The organism is Metabacillus dongyingensis (assembly GCF_019933155.2).
Lineage (GTDB): Bacteria > Bacillota > Bacilli > Bacillales > Bacillaceae > Bacillus_P > Bacillus_P dongyingensis.
In genome coordinates, this window is record NZ_CP082944.1 from 2,433,314 (window position 1) to 2,452,855 (window position 19,542).

The window sequence follows — 19,542 nt, forward strand, 5'->3', positions numbered from 1 at the left end:
TGAGAACACTGAACGCCATCATCTATTGCAGAGTCAGCACAGTGAAAGAAGAACAGGAAACATCTCTTTTAAGACAGAAGGAAGAGCTCATAAATCTTTCTGAGCAGCACAGCATGAATATTGTAAAAGTGATTGAAGAGCAGGCCAGCGGCTATGATATAGAGAGGGACGGGATATTTGAACTGTTTGACTGCATCAAAAATCAGCAGGTGGATGCAATCCTGATCCAGGATGAAACAAGGCTTGGGAGGGGAAACGCCAGAATTGCACTCATTCATTTTCTTCTAAAAGAGGGAATAACACTTTATTCCGTTACACATAACGGCAGGCTTCTGCTCTCAGAAGCTGATTCTATGGTGCTTGAAATCGTCAGCATTGTTGAAGAATATCAGAGAAAGATTCATAATCTGAAAATCAAAAGAGGCATGCAGCGTGCGGTCCAAAACGGGTTTAAACCTCAAAATAACCTGTCTAATATTCATGGGAGCCCCGGGAAGGATAAAAAAGAGCTTCCTGTTTCAGAAATTGTCCGCTTAAAACAAAACAAACTGACATTTGCAGAAATTGCTGCTACTTTGAGAGGCTTTGGCCATGATGTTTCAAAGGCAACAGTACATAGAAGATATCAGGAATATATGAAACAATCAGGAGACCAATAAGTTGTCTTTTACAGTCATTTTTAGTACGATAGCATAGTGAATCTATCTACAAAAAGGAGTTACCATTATGCTTTCAAAAGAAAAAATGGCTAGAATCAATGAACTTTCAAAAAAGGCTAAATCAAGCGCTTTGTCACCTGAAGAACTAAAAGAACAGCAAAGCCTGAGACAGGAATACCTGCAGGTGTTTCGCGGTTCCATGAAAAATACATTAAAAGGCGTTACGATCCTCGACCCAAACGGTACGGATGTAACACCTCAAAAACTAAAAGATGAGAAGAAGCGAAACCTTCATTAATAAAAGGAATACGTCAATTTGTGATGTATTCCTTTTCAATTTGCACATAATACATTAGAATAGTTTCTTACACATCTTAATGCACTATTACATTTCATTATTAATGGTTGTATCCTAAAGTGTGTACCGCTATGATAAGAAAGTAGAATGTTATTTATGAAAGGATGATCAAATTATGTCACATTCAATTCAAGACTTATCTATTGCTACGATTCGAACATTATCGATCGATGCAATCGAGAAAGCAAATTCAGGACATCCTGGAATGCCTATGGGGGCAGCTCCAATGGCTTACTCGCTTTGGACACAATTTATGAATCATAATCCTAAAAACCCTGAATGGTTTAACCGTGATCGTTTTGTATTATCAGCTGGCCATGGATCTATGCTGCTGTATAGTCTGCTTCATTTGTCAGGCTATGATCTATCTATGGAAGATCTTAAATCTTTCAGACAGTGGGGAAGCAAAACTCCAGGTCACCCTGAATTCCATCACACAGCTGGTGTAGATGCAACTACAGGTCCATTAGGCCAGGGAATCGGCATGGCTGTTGGAATGGCCATGGCAGAGCGCCATCTTGCACATACATACAATAAAGAATCATATCCTGTAGTAGATCATTACACATACGCTATTTGCGGAGATGGCGACTTAATGGAGGGTATCTCTTCTGAAGCAGCTTCTCTTGCAGGTCACCTGAAGCTTGGCAAATTAGTCGTTTTATATGATTCAAATGATATTTCTCTTGATGGCGACTTAGATCGATCATTCTCTGAAAATGTTGAAGATCGATTCAAATCTATCGGATGGCAGGTCATCCGTGTTGAAGACGGCAATAATATAGAAGAGATTTCTAAAGCAATCGAAGCCGCTAAAAAAGATGAAACTCGTCCAACGTTAATTGAAGTGAAAACAACAATCGGCTATGGCTCTCCAAATATGTCCGGAAAGTCTGACGTACATGGCAAGCCGCTTGGGATTGACGAAATTAAATTAACAAAAGAAGCTTATGCTTGGACATTTGAAGAAGACTTTTATGTTCCAGAAGAAGTTTATGCTCATTTCAAGGAATCTGCTGAACAATTCGGAAATAAGAAAGAGCAGGCATGGAATGATCTTTTCGAAAGTTATAAAAAAGAATACCCAGAGCTTGCAAAACAGCTGAACGCAGGAATCAGTGGCGAATTGCTTGAAAACTGGGACGAGGCAGTGCCTGTGTATGAAGAGGGAAAAGCACTTGCATCACGTGCATCCTCAGGTGAGGTATTAAATGCACTGGCAAAAAATATTCCTTATATCTTTGGAGGATCAGCTGATTTAGCGGGTTCTAACAATACATCCATTAAAGGAGCTGCTGATTTCACAGCAGAGGATTACAGCGGCCGCAATATTTGGTTTGGGGTACGTGAATTCGCAATGGGTGCTGCATTAAATGGTATGGCTTTGCATGGCGGCTTGAGAGTATATGGAGGAACATTCTTTGTATTCTCTGATTACCTTCGTCCGGCAATCCGTTTAGCTGCACTTATGGGACTTCCTGTAACGTATGTATTTACACATGACAGCATTGCTGTTGGGGAAGATGGACCAACCCATGAGCCGATTGAACAGCTTCCATCGCTTCGTGCAATGCCTAATTTATCCGTAATCCGCCCGGCAGATGGCAATGAGACTGCTGCAGCATGGCGCATTGCCATAGAGTCAGAAACGTCACCAACTGCACTTGTCCTGACTAGACAAAACTTAAAAACAATTAAAGGTACTTCTGAAACAGCTTATGAGGGCGTTTCTAAGGGAGCTTACACGATCTCAGCAAGCAAAAAAGAAACAGCAGATGCTTTGTTATTAGCTACAGGATCTGAAGTTGGCCTTGCGGTTGAAGCTCAGGATGCCCTGCTTAAAGAAGGTATAGATGTTGCTGTTGTCAGCATGCCATCATGGAACCGATTTGAAAGTCAATCAAAAGAGTACCGTGAATCCGTTCTTCCTAAGACTGTTAAAAAACGTCTTGCGATTGAAATGGCAGCTCCTCTGGGCTGGGAACGCTATACTGGGGATGAGGGCGATGTTCTTGCGATTAACCAGTTTGGCGCATCTGCACCTGGAGATAAAATTATGAAAGAGTATGGCTTTACTGTTGAAAACGTAATGGCGAGAGTAAAAGCGCTGCTTGAACAATAATCACCTCTGAGAGAGAACGATTTTGATCGTTCTCTCTTTTTCGACAAAAAAAGTGAAGCATTTCTCTGTTGTTTAGACAAATTTCTAATACCCTATTCCATTATAATTGACGATAACAGTTATTTCGGAGGGGTGGAAGAATGAGGCACTATTATGTCTATTTAATAGAAGAGGAATTTGCGAACCACTTTTTTGGCCGAGAAGCGAAACTGTTCCATCTTTTTCAGGAATATCTTCGGACGAGCCCTGAGCAGCTGGAATTTTATCACTTATACAAACAAATCAGATATGTAACTAAATCAATTTCAGCTGATTCAATTGATAATATGATTGAATCCAGTTTAATGAACCAATACAATTATGCTCATACTGAAGGTTATCATCGAATCGTCAGCGAATCAAAGCAGGGGAATGCTATGCTGCAAGTAAGGGATCAATATATAGAAGTCACATCTATTGGAAGTTTTGATATGGAAGCGATCTTTTTTGAAATACTGAGAAAATTTGACTCCTGTTTTTTAGCTATGGATTTTGAAGCAAAACGATATGGCTGGCTAAAACCGATAAAAGAAAGAAAATTTGTCTAAAAAGGCAGAAATTATGGAGTATTTGTTGTATAATATCCTATGGTTTAGTACACTGTAAAATAGACAACATGAAGGAGGAAATACGATGGATCTGTGGGTAGTCATTCTAGTAGGCGTTCTGGCATTACTTGCTGGAGTAGCACTAGGATTTTTCATTGCTCGCCAGTATATGATGAGTTACTTAAAGAAAAATCCGCCAATTAACGAGCAAATGTTAAAAATGATGATGATGCAAATGGGAATGAAACCATCCCAAAAGAAAATCAATCAAATGATGAAAATGATGAACAATCAAGGTGCGAAGTAAAACACCCTTCAACCCTTGCTACATAAGGATTTACCATTTGGTTAAAAGTGATGAAAAGATAAAACCTGCTTTAACTTATGTTGTAGAGTGAATCTTTCATCAGATATTTCTTTATTTTTGCTTTATCTTTCATAAAACTAATCTGAAACCACTTTTTCTGATGGAAACTAAACCAGAGGAAGGTGGTTTTTTGTATGTTGTTAGAAGATATTCTTGAGGAATACATGTACCATTGCCAAGCAAAAGGATTTACAACGAAGACACTAATAAACAAAAGACAAGAGTATAAGCAATTGAAGAATTTCTTAAAAGAAAAGAGGGCTATAACAGAACTTGAAAGTATCACTACTCATGATTTGAGAGCGTATATACGGGTGAAACAGAAAGATGGTTTGCAACCTCAAAGTATTGTTTCCATGTTTAAAATGATAAAAGCATTTTTCTCTTGGTGTGAGAGAGAAGAATATTTAAAGGGGAATATAACAAAAAAGGTAGAAGTACCAAAAGTACCTAAAAAGGTATTAAATGGCTTTACGGCATCCGAAGTAGAAAAAATGATTGAAGTTTTCACATATACAAACTATCTTGAGACAAGAAATAAAGCCATTATTGCAATGTTGGCTGACTGTGGATTAAGAGCAATGGAAATTAGAGGGTTAAAATCAGATAATGTAAAAGAAACCTCTATCCGTGTAAACGGTAAAGGTAATAAAGAACGTATCGTTTTCATTAGTCCTGCTTTGAAGAGAATTTTAATCAAATATGAGCGGACTAAAAAACAGTATTTCTTTGATAAGGATATACCTAACAACTATTTCCTTTCCTACATAGGCACAGGGATTTCTCATGTCGCTCTAGACAATATTATCAAAGAAGCGGGAAGAAGGGCAGGGATAGAGGGGAAAAGAGTATCTCCACATACATTTAGACACTTCTACGCTGTCCAATGTTTGACACAAGGCAATATAGATGTTTACTCATTATCACGCCTCCTAGGGCATTCTGACATATCTGTAACTCAACGGTACTTGCATACCATGAATGATGAGCAATTGCTATCCAAGGCGGTATCATCAAGTCCCCTAATGAATTTAAAGAAGTCATAGCGATAAAGGTATTTCTCTTCACTATGGGAATACAAGGAATCATATTAGGCACTCTTTTTGAGTGCCTTTTTTAATTAATTGGTTAAGTACCGTTATGTTTTGGAACAGTTTAGCGAAAGCGAAGGCGAAGCATTTATAAATTGGTACGACACGGTTATTTACTCGAAAGTTGTGGACATAGGTAACATTGGCTTATGACGTTTTAGTGTTTGAGAAACGCACTACAACGCAATTATCTTTAGAGTGGTAATTGAGGCTGCTTTTTTTGATAAAAAGAAGAATTAAGGATTTTTACATAATTATCCACGCTTTAGTTGGAATAATTACACTATGCTCGAGATGGATATAATTTATGATTTCTCACAAAATATATATTGCAATACTTTTGTTTTAGTAAATACATAATCTTTTAGAATAAATATGAAGTTATTTACAAATTATAGAAAGAGGTAGGGGGTATTAACCTATTTATTTTACGATCATGAGGTGATTTTTTTGTTATGAGAAAAATTAGAAAAACAGATGATCAATTCAAAAAAGAGGTATTTTTACTAACAAAAGGGGAGTACCTAGTTTTGGATAGGTATCATAATAACAAAGTACCTGTAAAATTTCACCATACTTCTTGTGGATATGAATGGTTAGTAGCACCAAACAACTTTCTCAGAGGTACACGTTGTCCTGTATGTCGGATTAAAAATAGGACTAAATCTCATGAGGAATTTGTTAATCAAGTTTATCAGTCGATAGGCGAAGAATATGTAATAATTGGTAAATATAAAAATAATAGAACGAAGATCGAGATAAAACATAGTGAATGTGACAGTTTATTCTTTATGACACCTACCGACTTCTTAGGGGGACATAGATGTAGAAAATGTACTATAAAAGAGAGTGCAAAAAATCGTACTTTAAGTCATATGGATTATGTAAAAAACGTACAAATGAAATTTGGAAACAGTTATACCATTATAAGTGAGTATATTGATAGCAAAAATAGAATAATCGTTAAACATAATAAGTGTGGTCATGAAAGATTAGTACTTCCCGCTATTTTTAAACAGAGAGGTGGCTGTCCTTACTGTAACAATAAGTTACCCATATCCGAAAACCAGTACAAAGGAAGATTGTTAAAGAATTATAAAGGACAAATCGAGTATATTGGGGGTTTTACTAATATGAATACTTCAGCAAAACATAAATGCAAAGTTTGTAATTATTGTTGGAGTGGATTTCCAAATGATTTAGCACCTTATAATGGTGACAGAAAAAGAGGGTGTCCAAACTGTAATAAAATTAAAATGCAAGTAAAACTAAGTCTTACACATAAGGAATTTGTAAATAATCTTCGTATCATTGCTGGCGATGAATATTGTGTGAAAAGTAGATATATTAGCAGCAAGACACCAGTATTAATGTATCATAACAATTGTGGCTATGAGTGGAAAGTTCATCCTGCTTCGTTCATATTTAGGAAGGGTTATTGTCCCAAATGTGATAATCATATTCGTAGTAGAGATACTAAGTATTACATAAAAGAAATTTATGATTTAGCAGGTGATGAATATACTTTATTAGGTGAGTATGAAAACACTTCAAAACCTACTCTTATGAGACATAATAGATGTGGATATGAATGGAATATTAGACCGAATGATTTCATTCGAGGCCAACGCTGTCCAGGTTGCCGATTTTCAAAAGGTGAAAGGCGGATTGCATTATATTTAGAAAAAAATGAAATTGACTATAGATCTCAATATACTTTTAAAGACTGTGTCTATAAGGGAAGACTTCGGTTTGATTTTGCGGTATATAGTCAAAATAAACTTTTAGGATTAATAGAGTATAATGGAATCCAACATTTAGAACCAGTAGATATCTTTGGAGGAGAGGAAGCATTCCAAGAGTTAAAAGAAAAAGATAATATTAAGAAAAAATATTGCCTAATGAACACCATATCCCTGATCACAATTCAATATTGGGATTATGATAATATTGAAAATATTTTACAAGAATGGTTACGTGAAATTCAAACCAATTAGATCAAAAAAGAAGAGAGCAGCAGTGCTGCTGCTCTCTTCTTTTTTGAATTAAACAATAATGGATAAAACTATTTTTTTTCGTCCATCTCTTCTTTTACTACTTTTAATATTTTGTCTTTACTTTCTTGACTCAGAATACTTAGATCATTCTCAAATAATCCAACAAAAAAATTAAAATTTCCTCTATCTTTCCTCATTGATGTTAACAATGAATATAGATTATTAATAACAGGTTCAAAAGTTTGTGCATTTTTATCAATATTAAATGAAAGTTCCATCTTAATTTCTTCATTTCTCCTTTTGAGCTTATCAATCAACTCTATCATCCATTCACTTTCAATATTAACCATTTCTTTTTCAAAGTTATTTACATGATATTCTTGGTCATTATCAATGTCTTCCTGTCTTTGAGTCCACATTTCTTCAATTTTGGCGGCTCTAGCTTCATCAAGATTTTCTACATCCTCTGCTTCAGCAGCAATCTTTAGTGGGGATTTAATTTGATAAAAACTCTCTAAAAATTTATCAATCCCACTCTCTGTAAACCCTAAAAGCTTCACTATTTCGAAGGCCGTATTATAATCTGGCTTCTTTATCAATCCTCTTTCGAGTTGGGATATATACGTTTCAGCCTTGCCTACTAATCGAGATAGTTCCCTAGAACCCATTCCCCTCTTTGTTCTCAATGCTCTTATATCTCTACCAAAGTTATTAGTACCCATTGTTATTTTCCTCCAAACAGCAAAAAGAAGTTTAATTAATGTGAATTATACCATACTACAATACACTGATAGAATGCGGCTTGTAAATAATATATACTACAATTTTATAATATCTGTTTACAGTGTAGTATAAACATGCTACACTATGTTTAGTTGATTAAGGTAACTAAGCACCTCAAATTACATATACACGATGTAAAATATTCCGATACGATAGGAATTTTTAACCGATTTCTCGTTGGTGATATTATAGATTTCTGTTTATTTATATATGTAATTTCGATAAGGGAAAACTTATAAAAAAAATGCATGGGAATTAAGATACAAAGAGTGTGAATGTATTGTAAAGATGGAGTTATCGTTCCTTAAAAAACAAAAATAACAATTAAATTGGAGGATATTATTTTTATGAAGAAAAATATAACAATTACACCAAAGGAATTAAGATATTCACAACTTAAAGAAATTTCAATGAGTAAACAACTATTAACTTACGTAGTAAAGATTGAGTTGGTCAAGTTTTATACTCATAAGCTTACCGATTTCGAATCCTATTCTAATGCCGAGATACAAAAGCTATTAAACTTATTACAGGATATAGCTTATGGGAGATACAATAATCTTATAAATGATGGAATTCCAAATGATTTTCCATACGACGAATGTTATGACGCTAAAATTGTGATTGAGGACGACATTGAAGGTTGTGGTAATCTTAAGCTAAAAGTTAACTTAACACCGAGTTGGATGAAAAAATTAGAAATCTGATAGTAAATACAGATTGCTGCTACTAATTAAAATGCTACCTAGAGTACAATTTAGTGACCTTTAGGTAGCATTAATTTTGTGGATACTTTTAGAACAAACAATAAAAAGAAAGAGTTGAACATATTGGATTATTTAAAGAAATGCGAGCAATTAAAAATTGTAGATGCTACATGTGGAAAAGGAAAAACCTCTTGGGCAATACAACATATGTATGAAGTGGAGTTATCAGAGAAATTCATTTATATTACCCCATTTTTAACAGAGGTACAACGTGTTAAAGAATCAGTTACAAGTAGAAAATTTTATGAACCAACAAAAAATGACCAGAATGTTACAAAGTTAGAAAGCCTAAAACATCTTCTTGAAAAAGGAGAAAACATTGTAGCTACACACTCATTATTTTTAAACGCTGATGACGAGATACTGAAATTAATCTTTCTTCAAGATTATACCTTGATATTAGACGAGGTTATGAATGTAATAGAACAAGTACCAATTAAGCAAGATGATATTAAAGTCTTGCTTAAAGCAAAGACAGATGAGGAACAACTTTTTATTACTGTGAAAGAAAATGGCTATGTTAAATGGAATCATCGAAAATATAATGGGGACAGGTTTAGCCATATAAAGCATTTATCGTATACAGACAATCTCATCATCTATAATGATATTGCTATGTATTGGACTTTCCCTGCAGCAGTTTTTAAATCATTTAAAGATGTCTATATCTTGACCTATATGTTTTACGGTCAATTGCAAAGATATTATTTTGATTTGTTTAAAGTTAAATATAAATTTCTTTCGGTTGATTTAAATACTGTTACAGGTAAATATGAGTTGACACAATACGTTAGACCCACACAGGAAAAGGAACTTCAAGAACTAAGAGAGAAAATTCGAATCTATTACAAGGGACTCAACGATAAAAAGGATTTAAATGCTATTGGTGAAGAGAAAAGCGCATTTTCTAGCAGCTGGATTAAGCGGTATTTGGGCGATAAGTCAGTCCTTAAAATGATTACAGATTCTGCTTACAATTTTCACCGTAACAAATGTCAATCAAAATCAGATAAAGTGATGTGGACTTGCGTTAAAGAGTTTGAAAAGAAACTTGCAGTGCCTAAGGCAAAGAAACAGTTTGTAGAAGTTACATGTAGAGCCACAAATAATTACGTTGAAAGGGATACCTTAATCTATTTAGCTAATAGATATATGAATCCAGTTACAAAACAATTCTTCAAAAGTCATAATATTAGAGTTGACGAGGATTTATGGGCTTTGTCAGAGTTAATACAATGGTTATTTAGAAGTGCAATCCGAAAAGAACAACCAATAAATCTTTACATTCCATCCTCACGTATGCGTGAACTGTTAGAAAAATATTTGAGCGGTGAATCAGTAGCGTGGTTTGAGAAGATATTTGACGGTATGATGGTATGGCAAAATCAATCTCAAAAGCAAAAGAAAATAGAGTCAACCTCCAAGGAGGAAACGGTAGCTGTCCCTTCAAAAGGGGTAAATGAAAATTTAAATCCTTATAAAATATGGGTTTCTAGATGGTATCCCTTATAATAAAAGTATAAAAAAGGGTGCAAAAGGATAAGAGGCAGTTCTTTGGTTACCACCTTACGGAGGTAAGCTACCGCATCCGCTTTGCTCCGTTGGTGTTACACAGCCCACTGCGTAGGGGCTGCGTAACTCATAAGCAATTATTATTGTATCGAATTAATACAAGAAAAAACAAATTGATATCAAGCGGGAAATTGATAAAATACCTTATGAGTTTGATAGATGTGACTAATCATAGCGAAGCGAAGATTAGTCACATGGTCGGGGAGGAGCGAGTGAGGAACGAACGAGTGACGGGCTGACAAGCCTATAAGGATTTTTAAGAGTGAAATTAGAATAGACAGGCGTTGGCCACGCCCGTCACTTCGCTATTGCTCAGTTCCTCCTCGGTAGTTGCTCGTTCTTCACTAACGTTCAGAACGGCAACTTTCATTATCACTACACATCTAATATAAATGATATGGGAACATTGGTGTATATAGTTATCTTAAAGGGGAGCATATAAATTTGCTGCTCTTTTATTAATACCTAAAAAATCATGAATAGTATGGTATGATTTTCCTATAAGTTCATTTAAAGGAGATTAGGCTATTTATGAACATTGCATTTAGATCAATAGAATAGTATAGATTAAGTTTAAAATTTTTACATTCATAGAGAAAAAATATTTGGAAAAATGACCAATGGTTATTGAAATGATTGAATGTAACACATAATAGGCATCTAATCTTTTGTTAAGCAAAAAGTCATAAATGAGAATAAGAATGTCTTACTTCTTTTTCTCATTTAATGTTTTAGTAACCTATATTTAATTTGATATAATATACAGGTAAAAACAACCAATTAACAAGAGGATAAAAATGGTAAAATATAAAAGGAGAAGAGATATGATAAAAGCCCTAGATTTAGAGAACAGGATAATTAAAAACGGTAAATTAGAAGGGTTACAAAAACTAAATGTCTTTATTGGTAAGAATAATTCAGGCAAATCTACTATTTTAAGGTTAATGAGAGAAATTGATAGGTATTACATAGGAATTGAGTTTGATTTATACGCTATGAATAATTGGGTTCAGTCTGTAATAGATAAAGAAAGATATAAAGTACCAAAAGAGAAATTACATAGTTTTGATAATTCTATTGATATATTCCTTTCTTTCATTGAAAATGCATTTAATGGGTTTCAAAAAAGTATATGGTTTATTAAGGATATAGAAGATTTATGCAAGTTATTATTAGATACAATAATGACACACATGGGACACAACGATTGCTTAAATTATTTTTATGAAATAGTTGAGGAATTAAACGATCATAAGGATAAGTTTTTTATTATTGAAGAAAAAAATCAAGCAATAGCATTGATACCTGCCAAGAGGAATCTTGAATACATGAAAAAGGTGGGAGATTTGTCCAGTCCAAAGACATCTGGTGAATTTATTCTAGATAATCTATTTCACTTTAAGACACAGCTAACTACCTCACAGCTATATATAGAATACATAAAAATTAAAGAGCAATTTACGGAAGTGTCCTGTGGATATGACTTTGATGTAATAAAAGACGATAAAAATATTTTAAAATTATACTTTACCAATCCAACAGGAGAGTGGTTAAGTGCTGATAAATGCGGTTTAGGCTTGCACGACCTATTAATTATTCTCTTTTTTGCTAACAATAGCCATTATAACATAATATTAATAGATGAAGTTGAAGCTCATTTACATTCTGATATGCAAAGAAGGCTTTTAAGTGTTTTAAGGGAAAAAACAGCTAAGCAGTATTTTATGACTACACACTCTAATGTCTTCTTAGATAGCAATTTTGTAAACAGGGTTTTTCATGTATCGTTTGATGACAAAATAACTATTGCAGATGCAACAAGCAAGAGTGAGATATTGAATGACTTAGGTTTTTCCATAACAGACAATTTAACTTCAGACTTAATAATTTTAACCGAAGGCCCTACTGATAAAGGTGTAATAGAGGAATTCTTAGTTAAAATGGGCTTAATGCAACGCTTTAATATAAAAACTTGGCCATTGGGCGGTGATATTATGGATAAAGTAGATTTAAGTGTCTTTAGAGACAGCTACAATATAATTGCATTAATTGATTCTGATCCAGGGAGCAAGACTGTAAGAGATAGATTTATGAGAAAATGTAATGAAACTGATATTTCAGTTCATAAATTGGAAAGGTACGCAATAGAAAATTATTTTACTGTAGATGCACTAAGGGCTGTTTTTAAAGGGCAAATTAGTAAACAGATAACATTAATTGACCCGAGTATAAAGTTAGAAGAACAAATAGGAATAAATTCTAAGAAAAATAATAGAAAGATAGCTAGCAAAATGTCATTGGAGGATATAAAAGGAACAGATTTTTATTCATTTCTAGAGAAAGTAGAGGAACTGGTTTATTCAACCAATTGAAGTAGTCCAACTTAGTATGGGATGCTTAAAGACCTTAATATTGGAAATTTGGTTGTGTAAAATGCGTTTGTATAGAAACCAGGTAACATAATAAAGTTTATGTTGCCTGCTTTTTTTCTTAGGGAAACAATTACATATCGATTTAAATTTGCCAATGGTGGGGGTCTCCTAAAAATATGTATTATCCGCAAACTCAAATAACTACAAATCATGTAAAGACTATCTCAATACCATATAACACTTTCTATTTTAATATTACTGTAAAGTAAAGAAGGACCCGACTTTAGTATATCTTTGTTTAATACTACCTGCCAAAAATTCTTACCGTTTTCAGTACTAAAAAAAGAAATCACTGGATTGACCCTGATACAAAATCCAGACTATTTATTAATTTTCACTTTGATGTTATACCAAATGAAAACTATTTATTTGCAAAAATAAGTCGTAAGAACAGAGCATTCTTAGTTGAGTTTTTTTCAAAGCACCAACTAATAGCATGGGAATAGGATAACCTAAATATTAAGATATGCAAAACTTTTCACTTGGAAATTTAGTTAAATAATGGTATTATATAATAGTCTCATAGAAATTGATGTGAGGGAGATTGGTGAACTGTTGTCAAGCATAAGCCACTGAGACTTTCTTGCGGTAATCAACCAGCAGGCAATTACCATGGTTAATGTTAAGCAACAATGCATATGGACATCAACACCTCCATTTGTACTTAATAACCAATCTACTATATATTCTATAGTATAACTAATAAGTGAATTGAGTAGTCCTTATGTGTCTGGAAACAGTACATTTGAAATGAGAGTATGCTGGTGAGGGGTGACTGAAATGGTTCAGGGTAATAGACTACGATTACAAACCCTCGCTGGCTCTGCCAAGATCAATAAAGAGAAGTATACTATTAAACGGTATACTCACTTTGATAATAAGAAGCAGTTTGAAATTCTTGAAGAAGATATTACGAATCCATGCTGGGTTACTAAGCATGGTTTTTTCCCGTTTATCCATTTTCAAATGAAATTCTTTAAATATAATAAAAAAAATAAACAGAAAAAAGAAAAGATACGAGACATTTATTATGCTTCTCATATCGATAGTTACATTTATAAATATTACGGTGATATGTTAAATGAGTACTATAATGAATCGGTAATAGAGTTAGGGGTAAACGACGTTTCCACTGCTTACAGAAATAACTTAAAGGGAAAAAGTAATATCAATTTTGCTAAAGAAGTGATTGAATTTATTAAAAGTTGTAATCAGGCATTTATTTATGTTGCTGACTTTACTGCTTTTTTTGATAACCTAGATCATAAATATTTGAAAAAGAAATTGCAGGATGTTTTAAAAGTCCAAAGCTTGCCTTCGGACTATTACGCTGTGTATAAAAACATAACTAAATTTAGTTCGATAGAAAGAGATGAAATTGAGGCAGTAATAAATGAAAAATATCCTGATCAAGAACAACGTAAAAACTTAAGTAGATATTTTAGCGATAAAGAATTCAGAGAATTCAAAAAGGAAAAGATAAAAGTAAATAAAGAAAAATTCGGGATACCCCAAGGGGCAGGGATTAGTTCGGTTTGCTCTAACATATACCTTTTAGACTATGATAAAGCGATAAATGATTATGTAAACAGTAATAATGGACTTTATAGGAGATATTGTGATGATCTTATTATTATCATACCTATTAAAGGGAAATTTCAGCCGAATAGTTTTGATACACATATATCTTTTGTTAATAATATTAAAGATCGAACTCCAAGACTAGAAATTCAAAAAGAAAAAACAGGTAAATATTTTTATATGAATGATAAGATTTACAATGAATCACTACAACCTTCCCTTTTAGACTATCTTGGTTTTTCCTTTGATGGGAATAATGTGAAAATAAGAGAAAAAAGCCTTTTCAAGTTTTACAGTAGAGCTTACAAAAAAGTGAGATTATGCAATTGGAAAACTGAAGAGAAAAAGCGAAAAGTCTATAGAAGGAGTCTATATCAAAATTATACCCATCTAGGGAAGAAACGAAAAGGACATGGTAATTTTTTAAGCTATGTTTCAAGGGCGCAGCAAATATTCGATGAAAATACAAAAACAATAAATTTAATGGAGCATCAGGTTGAAAACCATTGGAAATACATAAGGGATCGTCTGAAAAACCCTACAAGTGAGTAGCTTATATAGGAATATGTATGTAAAGCAAGAGAAAGATAGTAAAGGGTTCTAAAAAGAACGTCTTTGTTATCTTTTTTTGTTTACTACACTTTACATATTTTTATCACTACTTAATACTTTATTTGTACCTTAAAACTGAACCCGTTAAGCAAAAGCACAGTGTGTCCATTTAATGAGTATAGTGAGTACAAAAGCACACACCTTCAGAGGCGCTCAGATTGGCTCGTAGTGTTATTATGAGGTCTCTTTGTTTAATGTAAGTTAGGATTGAATCTGAGGGTATTATGTAAGCCTGATGTTAAGTTTGTTTGTTTGTTGTTTATACAGAAATCATACTCATCAACACACATGCATGCATCGATAATTATACGACACGACTCAAATAATTGGTGTATTTTAGTGCGGTAAAGTGATAAATCGTATAATGAAAACCTAATGTTGATCAACAAAATTATCGATAACAGAAGTGTAAAATATTAAGTGAAATCTAAGGAATAGATATCTCCGCTATTATTCTGTTTCAATAAGTCGTTTGTAAATCTAGAGCGTGCCTTAAGTTCACAACCGATATGCATTAGTGTGTTGTAAATTTGAAGTTGATACTATAATTAATTTACAAAATGCAAATAAAGTTATAGATTCTAATTTTACAATATGCTATCTTTGATTCATCAGATAAATACAGAAGGAACGATGAACATGAACATAGCATATATCAGAGTATCAACAGTTGAACAGAACGAAGCAAGACAAGTCGAAGCAATGAAACAGTACAAAATAGATAAGGTGTATAAAGAGAAGATCTCAGCAAAAAATACAGACAGACCAAAGCTACAAGAGATGTTAGACTTTGCAAGAGAAGGTGATACAATCTATGTTGCAGACTTCTCAAGATTAGCACGCTCTACAAAAGACTTGCTGGAACTAGTTGAACTATTAGAATCAAAAGGGGTACAACTAGTATCAATTAAAGAGCAGATTGATACCTCAACAGCAACAGGCAGACTAATGTTAAAGATGATTAGTGCTATTAACGATTTTGAACGTGAAAATATGCTTGAAAGACAGCGTGAAGGCATTGCGATAGCTAAAGCAGAAGGAAAATACAAAGGACGAAAAGAAGTATCAATCCCAGACTTCGGTAAGCATTTTCAACGATATATGAATCGTGAAGTATCAAAGTCTCAGTTAGCAAAGGAACTTGGGATATCGAGACCAACACTAGACAAATTAATTAAAGAGCATCAACAGGTGACTATTTAAGGGACTTCCAGAAGGAAGTCTCTTTCTTTTATATTAGTAGGGTAATTACCATATGTTAAACCTCTTTGACTATAGAATCAGTACTGGGCAGGTAAACACAATGTTCATTATACTGGAAAGCTAATGGGGGGTATTTCTCACATTATAAGCCCCGCATCTATAAGATAGGTACAATAGTAGGTGTATCCACACGTCACGAATTGACCCGATTCGAGTAGGTACTATTGCATTGAAAAGACTTCAGTAAATAGGAGGCTTTTATTTTTACTTTTATTTATCAATATCTTTGCAAGTACATAAATTATTGCCACGAATATGATAAACATGAGGACCATTGGAACAATTTGAGTAAAGTTATCCATAAATTAACTCCTTTTCTATTAATTTATTTTACTTTTATGACTATAATAACAGTAAAGGATGTAAGATTTTAATAATTCTGGTAATAAACTGAAAAACAAGTGAATAACACCTGAGCAAGACCTCGTTTCTGTTAAATTTATCCTGAATAATTGATTTGGAAAATATTACTTGAGTATAATCTTACTAAATGTGGGGGAACCGATGAATTTATTTAATATCATCACTGGTAGAGCAAAATTAATCGAAAAAGTTCAAGATTTAACGGCAACAGTAGCAAGATATAAGAAAGAAACAAAGCAACTTGAACAACAAATTAGATCATATGAAAGTAATTATACTGATGCGATAAAAAACATTAGTAACTTGAAAGATACCATCAGATCTGCAGAGCTAGAAATCACAGCACAAAACAAAGAAATTCAGGAAAAGGAAAAATTGATCACTACCTATAGTAAGTATTATGGAGATATTATAGACGTCGATAGAAAAGGCAATAAAGGCCTCTCGGAACATGATCAAGATAAAAGTTTTTTTGATTTCCTAAGACCCAAAAACGATAATAATGATTTTAATGATGACCAAGTTGAAGCCATTCGCTACAATATGAAAAAGAATTTGAGGATAATAGCTGGTGCCGGTAGTGGGAAAACACAAACCATTTGTGCAAAGACAGCTTACCTGACCATGATGGAAAATGTTAAACAAGATAAAATAGCAATGTTTACGTTTACAAATAAAGCAGCCTCTGAAATGCGGACAAGAGTCAATGAATTTTTAGATGAAGAAGAATCAAAGGTTGTTGTTGGAACCTTTAACGGTATATTTGCCTCTCTATACAATGACGTAAAAAGAAAGTTTCCCTATGTGGAACGTATAGGAATCGAAGGTGAGGATGTGGATGAAGGCGAAAGAAAGTACAACAGGTTATTAAATGGTTTAATCAGAAAATATGGATTGAAACCAATAAACGAGGGAGAGAAACCATTAAAAGAGAAGATTGGCTATTGGACAAACATGGGCTTTACATCTGATGAGATGATAAAGTTTATAAAAAAGCATTTTGATGATCTTGAGCCAAACAGTGATAACCCTCTAAGCCTACGCTTTTCAAATATGATGACAGAGTTCAACGAACAACGAAAAACAGAAAGAATTATGGTTTTCGATGATCAAATCGTTAACCTCTTAAAGGTGTTGCAGCAAGATGATGATGCAAGAGAATATTTACAGCAACGCTTTGATTACATATTTATTGATGAATTTCAAGATACCAATCCGTTGCAAATGGAAATCATCAAGTTACTATGCCCGCCGGATAAAAAAGATGCAGCTAAGTTAATCATCGTAGGTGATGATGACCAAAGCATTTATTACTTTAGGGGAGCGGAGCCTAAGTTCATCAAAGAATTTGCACAAACCTACTCAACGCATACCCTTACTCTTATGACAAACTATCGTTCTATTGAATCCATTGTCAAGGCAGGCAATCGAGTGATCACACATAATGCTAAAGACCGAATCAAAAAATCCATGACACCTTTTCATTATAAAGATGGTGATTGTTATATAAAAGCTCTTTCCAATCCGACAGAAGAGGCAAATTGGATTATTAACCAAGCTGTTAAGATAGGGACCAATGAGCAACAAGAAGTGGATTATTCAAAAAGTGTTGTATTGTATAGGTCCAGTACTCAGCTTAAGACATTACTTCAGCGATTAGAAATATTGGACATTCCTTTCGTGATTGAAACCAATCAGGATCTTATGGGTATTTTTAATATCGATGGGTTCAAGCAAGCCTTTGATAACTGGGTTAAGTTTATCAATGAGGAGCAAAGTAAGCTAGTTGAATGGAATATGATTTTAAAACACACTGCTAATGCTTTTTATAGAAATAATAGAGATATAACCGAATTTCAAAGAGGGAAAGGAGATATTGATCCGTCTGACGCAGCTGAATTTATTTGTGGTAGGAGTTCAGATAAGAATAAAAAGATGGTCATTGAGTATTTAAACGATCTTATCCAATTAAAAATAGGCAAACCAGTGTCTTTAAAAGCCTTAATCAAGAAATTCTTAACATTCCCGGTCATTGAGAAGCAATTAACGAAAGAAGAAAAAAAGTGGATTGAAATGGAAAGTGAAGAATTCGACTCATGGGCAAGCATGATGCAAAGATATTCTCAGATGAAAAAGAAAAAGGATGAGATGAAGAAAAAGATAGAGGATTACCATAATGGAAATTATAATGCTCTTTACCTTTTGACGATTCATAAAAGTAAGGGTTTGTCGTTTGAGAATGTTTTTTTGATTGGACTTTACGAAAATGGACTGCCTAGTAAACGTGCCATAAAAAAACCGAACAAAACAGAATTGAAGAAACATGTGGAACAAGCGGATCCACCTTCTACGATTGAAGAAGAAAGGCGATTAATGTACGTAGCGGTTACCCGTCCCAAGAAAAATTTATACATTACATTGCCAAAGACCATCAATGATAAACCGGTTAAAAGTTCTGTGTTTATAAAGGAAATTCAACTGCCTTTTAAATGATAGAGTAACTCAATAGAAAAGACAGTTTTAAGCTGTCTTTTCTTTTTAACCAAATTTGTGACGTACTCTCTGCGTAAATTATGAAGCATTTTAAGAAAAGCATTATGGATACTCTTTTAACTTGAAGATAGAGGGGATTTATCAAACCAAACTTTTGAACTACCATTTAATAAGTTTCTTCAAGATTTGAAAAATGACAATACTTAAAAAGACCCTGCTCAATCGTTTAAAAAAGAGGAGAGCGATAATTAATAAGTCTATGGATTAGGGTTGACTGGATTTAGGTCATTATCAGTATTGACACTTCCTAACCATTTTCATTCTCTGTGGTGAAGCGCTGATTTTTGCGCTTCATGGATGGCTAACGGGTGCTTTAATACAACGAGCAGCATAAAAGGAATAGATATAACAGAAATGGAAAAAGCCTCAGTCATGTAGTTAGGCCCTATTTTTTTAATTAAAAAGGAGTGAAATATGTGGGAAGATTTTGTAAAA

14 protein-coding genes are annotated in these 19,542 nt (G+C 33.6%); 13 read left to right on the forward strand and 1 reads right to left on the reverse strand.

Translation table 11 applies throughout. The annotated features are described in order from the left end of the window. Window positions 1–8: 8 nt before the first annotated feature. The 7 genes from K8L98_RS12085 to K8L98_RS12115 all read left to right on the forward strand — a co-directional run bounded on the left by K8L98_RS12085 (window position 9) and on the right by K8L98_RS12115 (window position 7,181). Entirely contained in the window at window positions 9–659 is a 651-nt protein-coding gene (locus tag K8L98_RS12085) for a YneB family resolvase-like protein (RefSeq protein WP_223443366.1), read from the forward strand. 67 nt (window positions 660–726) lie between these two features. Then, entirely contained in the window at window positions 727–957 is a 231-nt protein-coding gene (locus K8L98_RS12090; protein WP_223442805.1) for a DUF896 domain-containing protein, read from the forward strand. A gap of 175 nt (window positions 958–1,132) precedes the next feature. Then, window positions 1,133–3,139 carry a transketolase gene (gene tkt, locus K8L98_RS12095; protein WP_223442809.1) on the forward strand — a complete coding sequence of 669 codons (2,007 nt, stop codon included), beginning with the start codon at window positions 1,133–1,135 and terminating at the stop codon, window positions 3,137–3,139. Window positions 3,140–3,279: 140 nt separating this feature from the next. Beyond that, window positions 3,280–3,726 (forward strand): sporulation inhibitor of replication protein SirA, encoded by a 447-nt coding sequence (gene sirA, locus K8L98_RS12100; protein ID WP_223442812.1) that lies wholly within the window; start codon window positions 3,280–3,282, stop codon window positions 3,724–3,726. Window positions 3,727–3,811: 85 nt separating this feature from the next. Next, entirely contained in the window at window positions 3,812–4,033 is a 222-nt protein-coding gene (locus tag K8L98_RS12105) for a YneF family protein (protein WP_223442814.1), read from the forward strand. Between the two features lie 194 nt (window positions 4,034–4,227). Next, window positions 4,228–5,139 carry a tyrosine-type recombinase/integrase gene (locus K8L98_RS12110; protein ID WP_223442816.1) on the forward strand — a complete coding sequence of 304 codons (912 nt, stop codon included), beginning with the start codon at window positions 4,228–4,230 and terminating at the stop codon, window positions 5,137–5,139. A gap of 500 nt (window positions 5,140–5,639) precedes the next feature. Beyond that, the gene (locus K8L98_RS12115; protein WP_223442819.1) at window positions 5,640–7,181 is read left to right on the forward strand and encodes a hypothetical protein; all 1,542 of its coding nucleotides are present in this window, start codon (window positions 5,640–5,642) and stop codon (window positions 7,179–7,181) included. Window positions 7,182–7,249: 68 nt separating this feature from the next. On the opposite strand, the gene K8L98_RS12120 is transcribed toward K8L98_RS12115, so the two are convergent. Next, window positions 7,250–7,903 (reverse strand): helix-turn-helix domain-containing protein, encoded by a 654-nt coding sequence (locus K8L98_RS12120; protein WP_223442821.1) that lies wholly within the window; start codon window positions 7,901–7,903, stop codon window positions 7,250–7,252. 408 nt (window positions 7,904–8,311) lie between these two features. On the opposite strand from K8L98_RS12120, the gene K8L98_RS12125 reads away from it, so the two are divergent. The 6 genes from K8L98_RS12125 to K8L98_RS12150 all read left to right on the forward strand — a co-directional run bounded on the left by K8L98_RS12125 (window position 8,312) and on the right by K8L98_RS12150 (window position 19,047). Then, on the forward strand, window positions 8,312–8,671 hold the full coding sequence (locus K8L98_RS12125; protein ID WP_223442823.1) for a hypothetical protein: 360 nt from the start codon (window positions 8,312–8,314) through the stop codon (window positions 8,669–8,671). A gap of 123 nt (window positions 8,672–8,794) precedes the next feature. After that, window positions 8,795–10,243: a hypothetical protein gene (locus tag K8L98_RS12130; RefSeq protein WP_223442826.1), complete on the forward strand. Its 1,449-nt coding sequence runs from the start codon at window positions 8,795–8,797 to the stop codon at window positions 10,241–10,243. 857 nt (window positions 10,244–11,100) lie between these two features. Then, the gene (locus tag K8L98_RS12135; protein WP_223442829.1) at window positions 11,101–12,675 is read left to right on the forward strand and encodes an ATP-dependent nuclease; all 1,575 of its coding nucleotides are present in this window, start codon (window positions 11,101–11,103) and stop codon (window positions 12,673–12,675) included. 840 nt (window positions 12,676–13,515) lie between these two features. Next, window positions 13,516–14,868: an RNA-dependent RNA polymerase family protein gene (locus K8L98_RS12140; RefSeq protein ID WP_223442831.1), complete on the forward strand. Its 1,353-nt coding sequence runs from the start codon at window positions 13,516–13,518 to the stop codon at window positions 14,866–14,868. Between the two features lie 699 nt (window positions 14,869–15,567). Further along, window positions 15,568–16,131, forward strand: a complete 564-nt coding sequence (locus K8L98_RS12145; protein WP_223442834.1) for a recombinase family protein — start codon at window positions 15,568–15,570, stop codon at window positions 16,129–16,131. A gap of 564 nt (window positions 16,132–16,695) precedes the next feature. Then, the gene (locus K8L98_RS12150) at window positions 16,696–19,047 is read left to right on the forward strand and encodes an ATP-dependent helicase (RefSeq protein WP_223442838.1); all 2,352 of its coding nucleotides are present in this window, start codon (window positions 16,696–16,698) and stop codon (window positions 19,045–19,047) included. Window positions 19,048–19,542 lie beyond the last annotated feature (495 nt).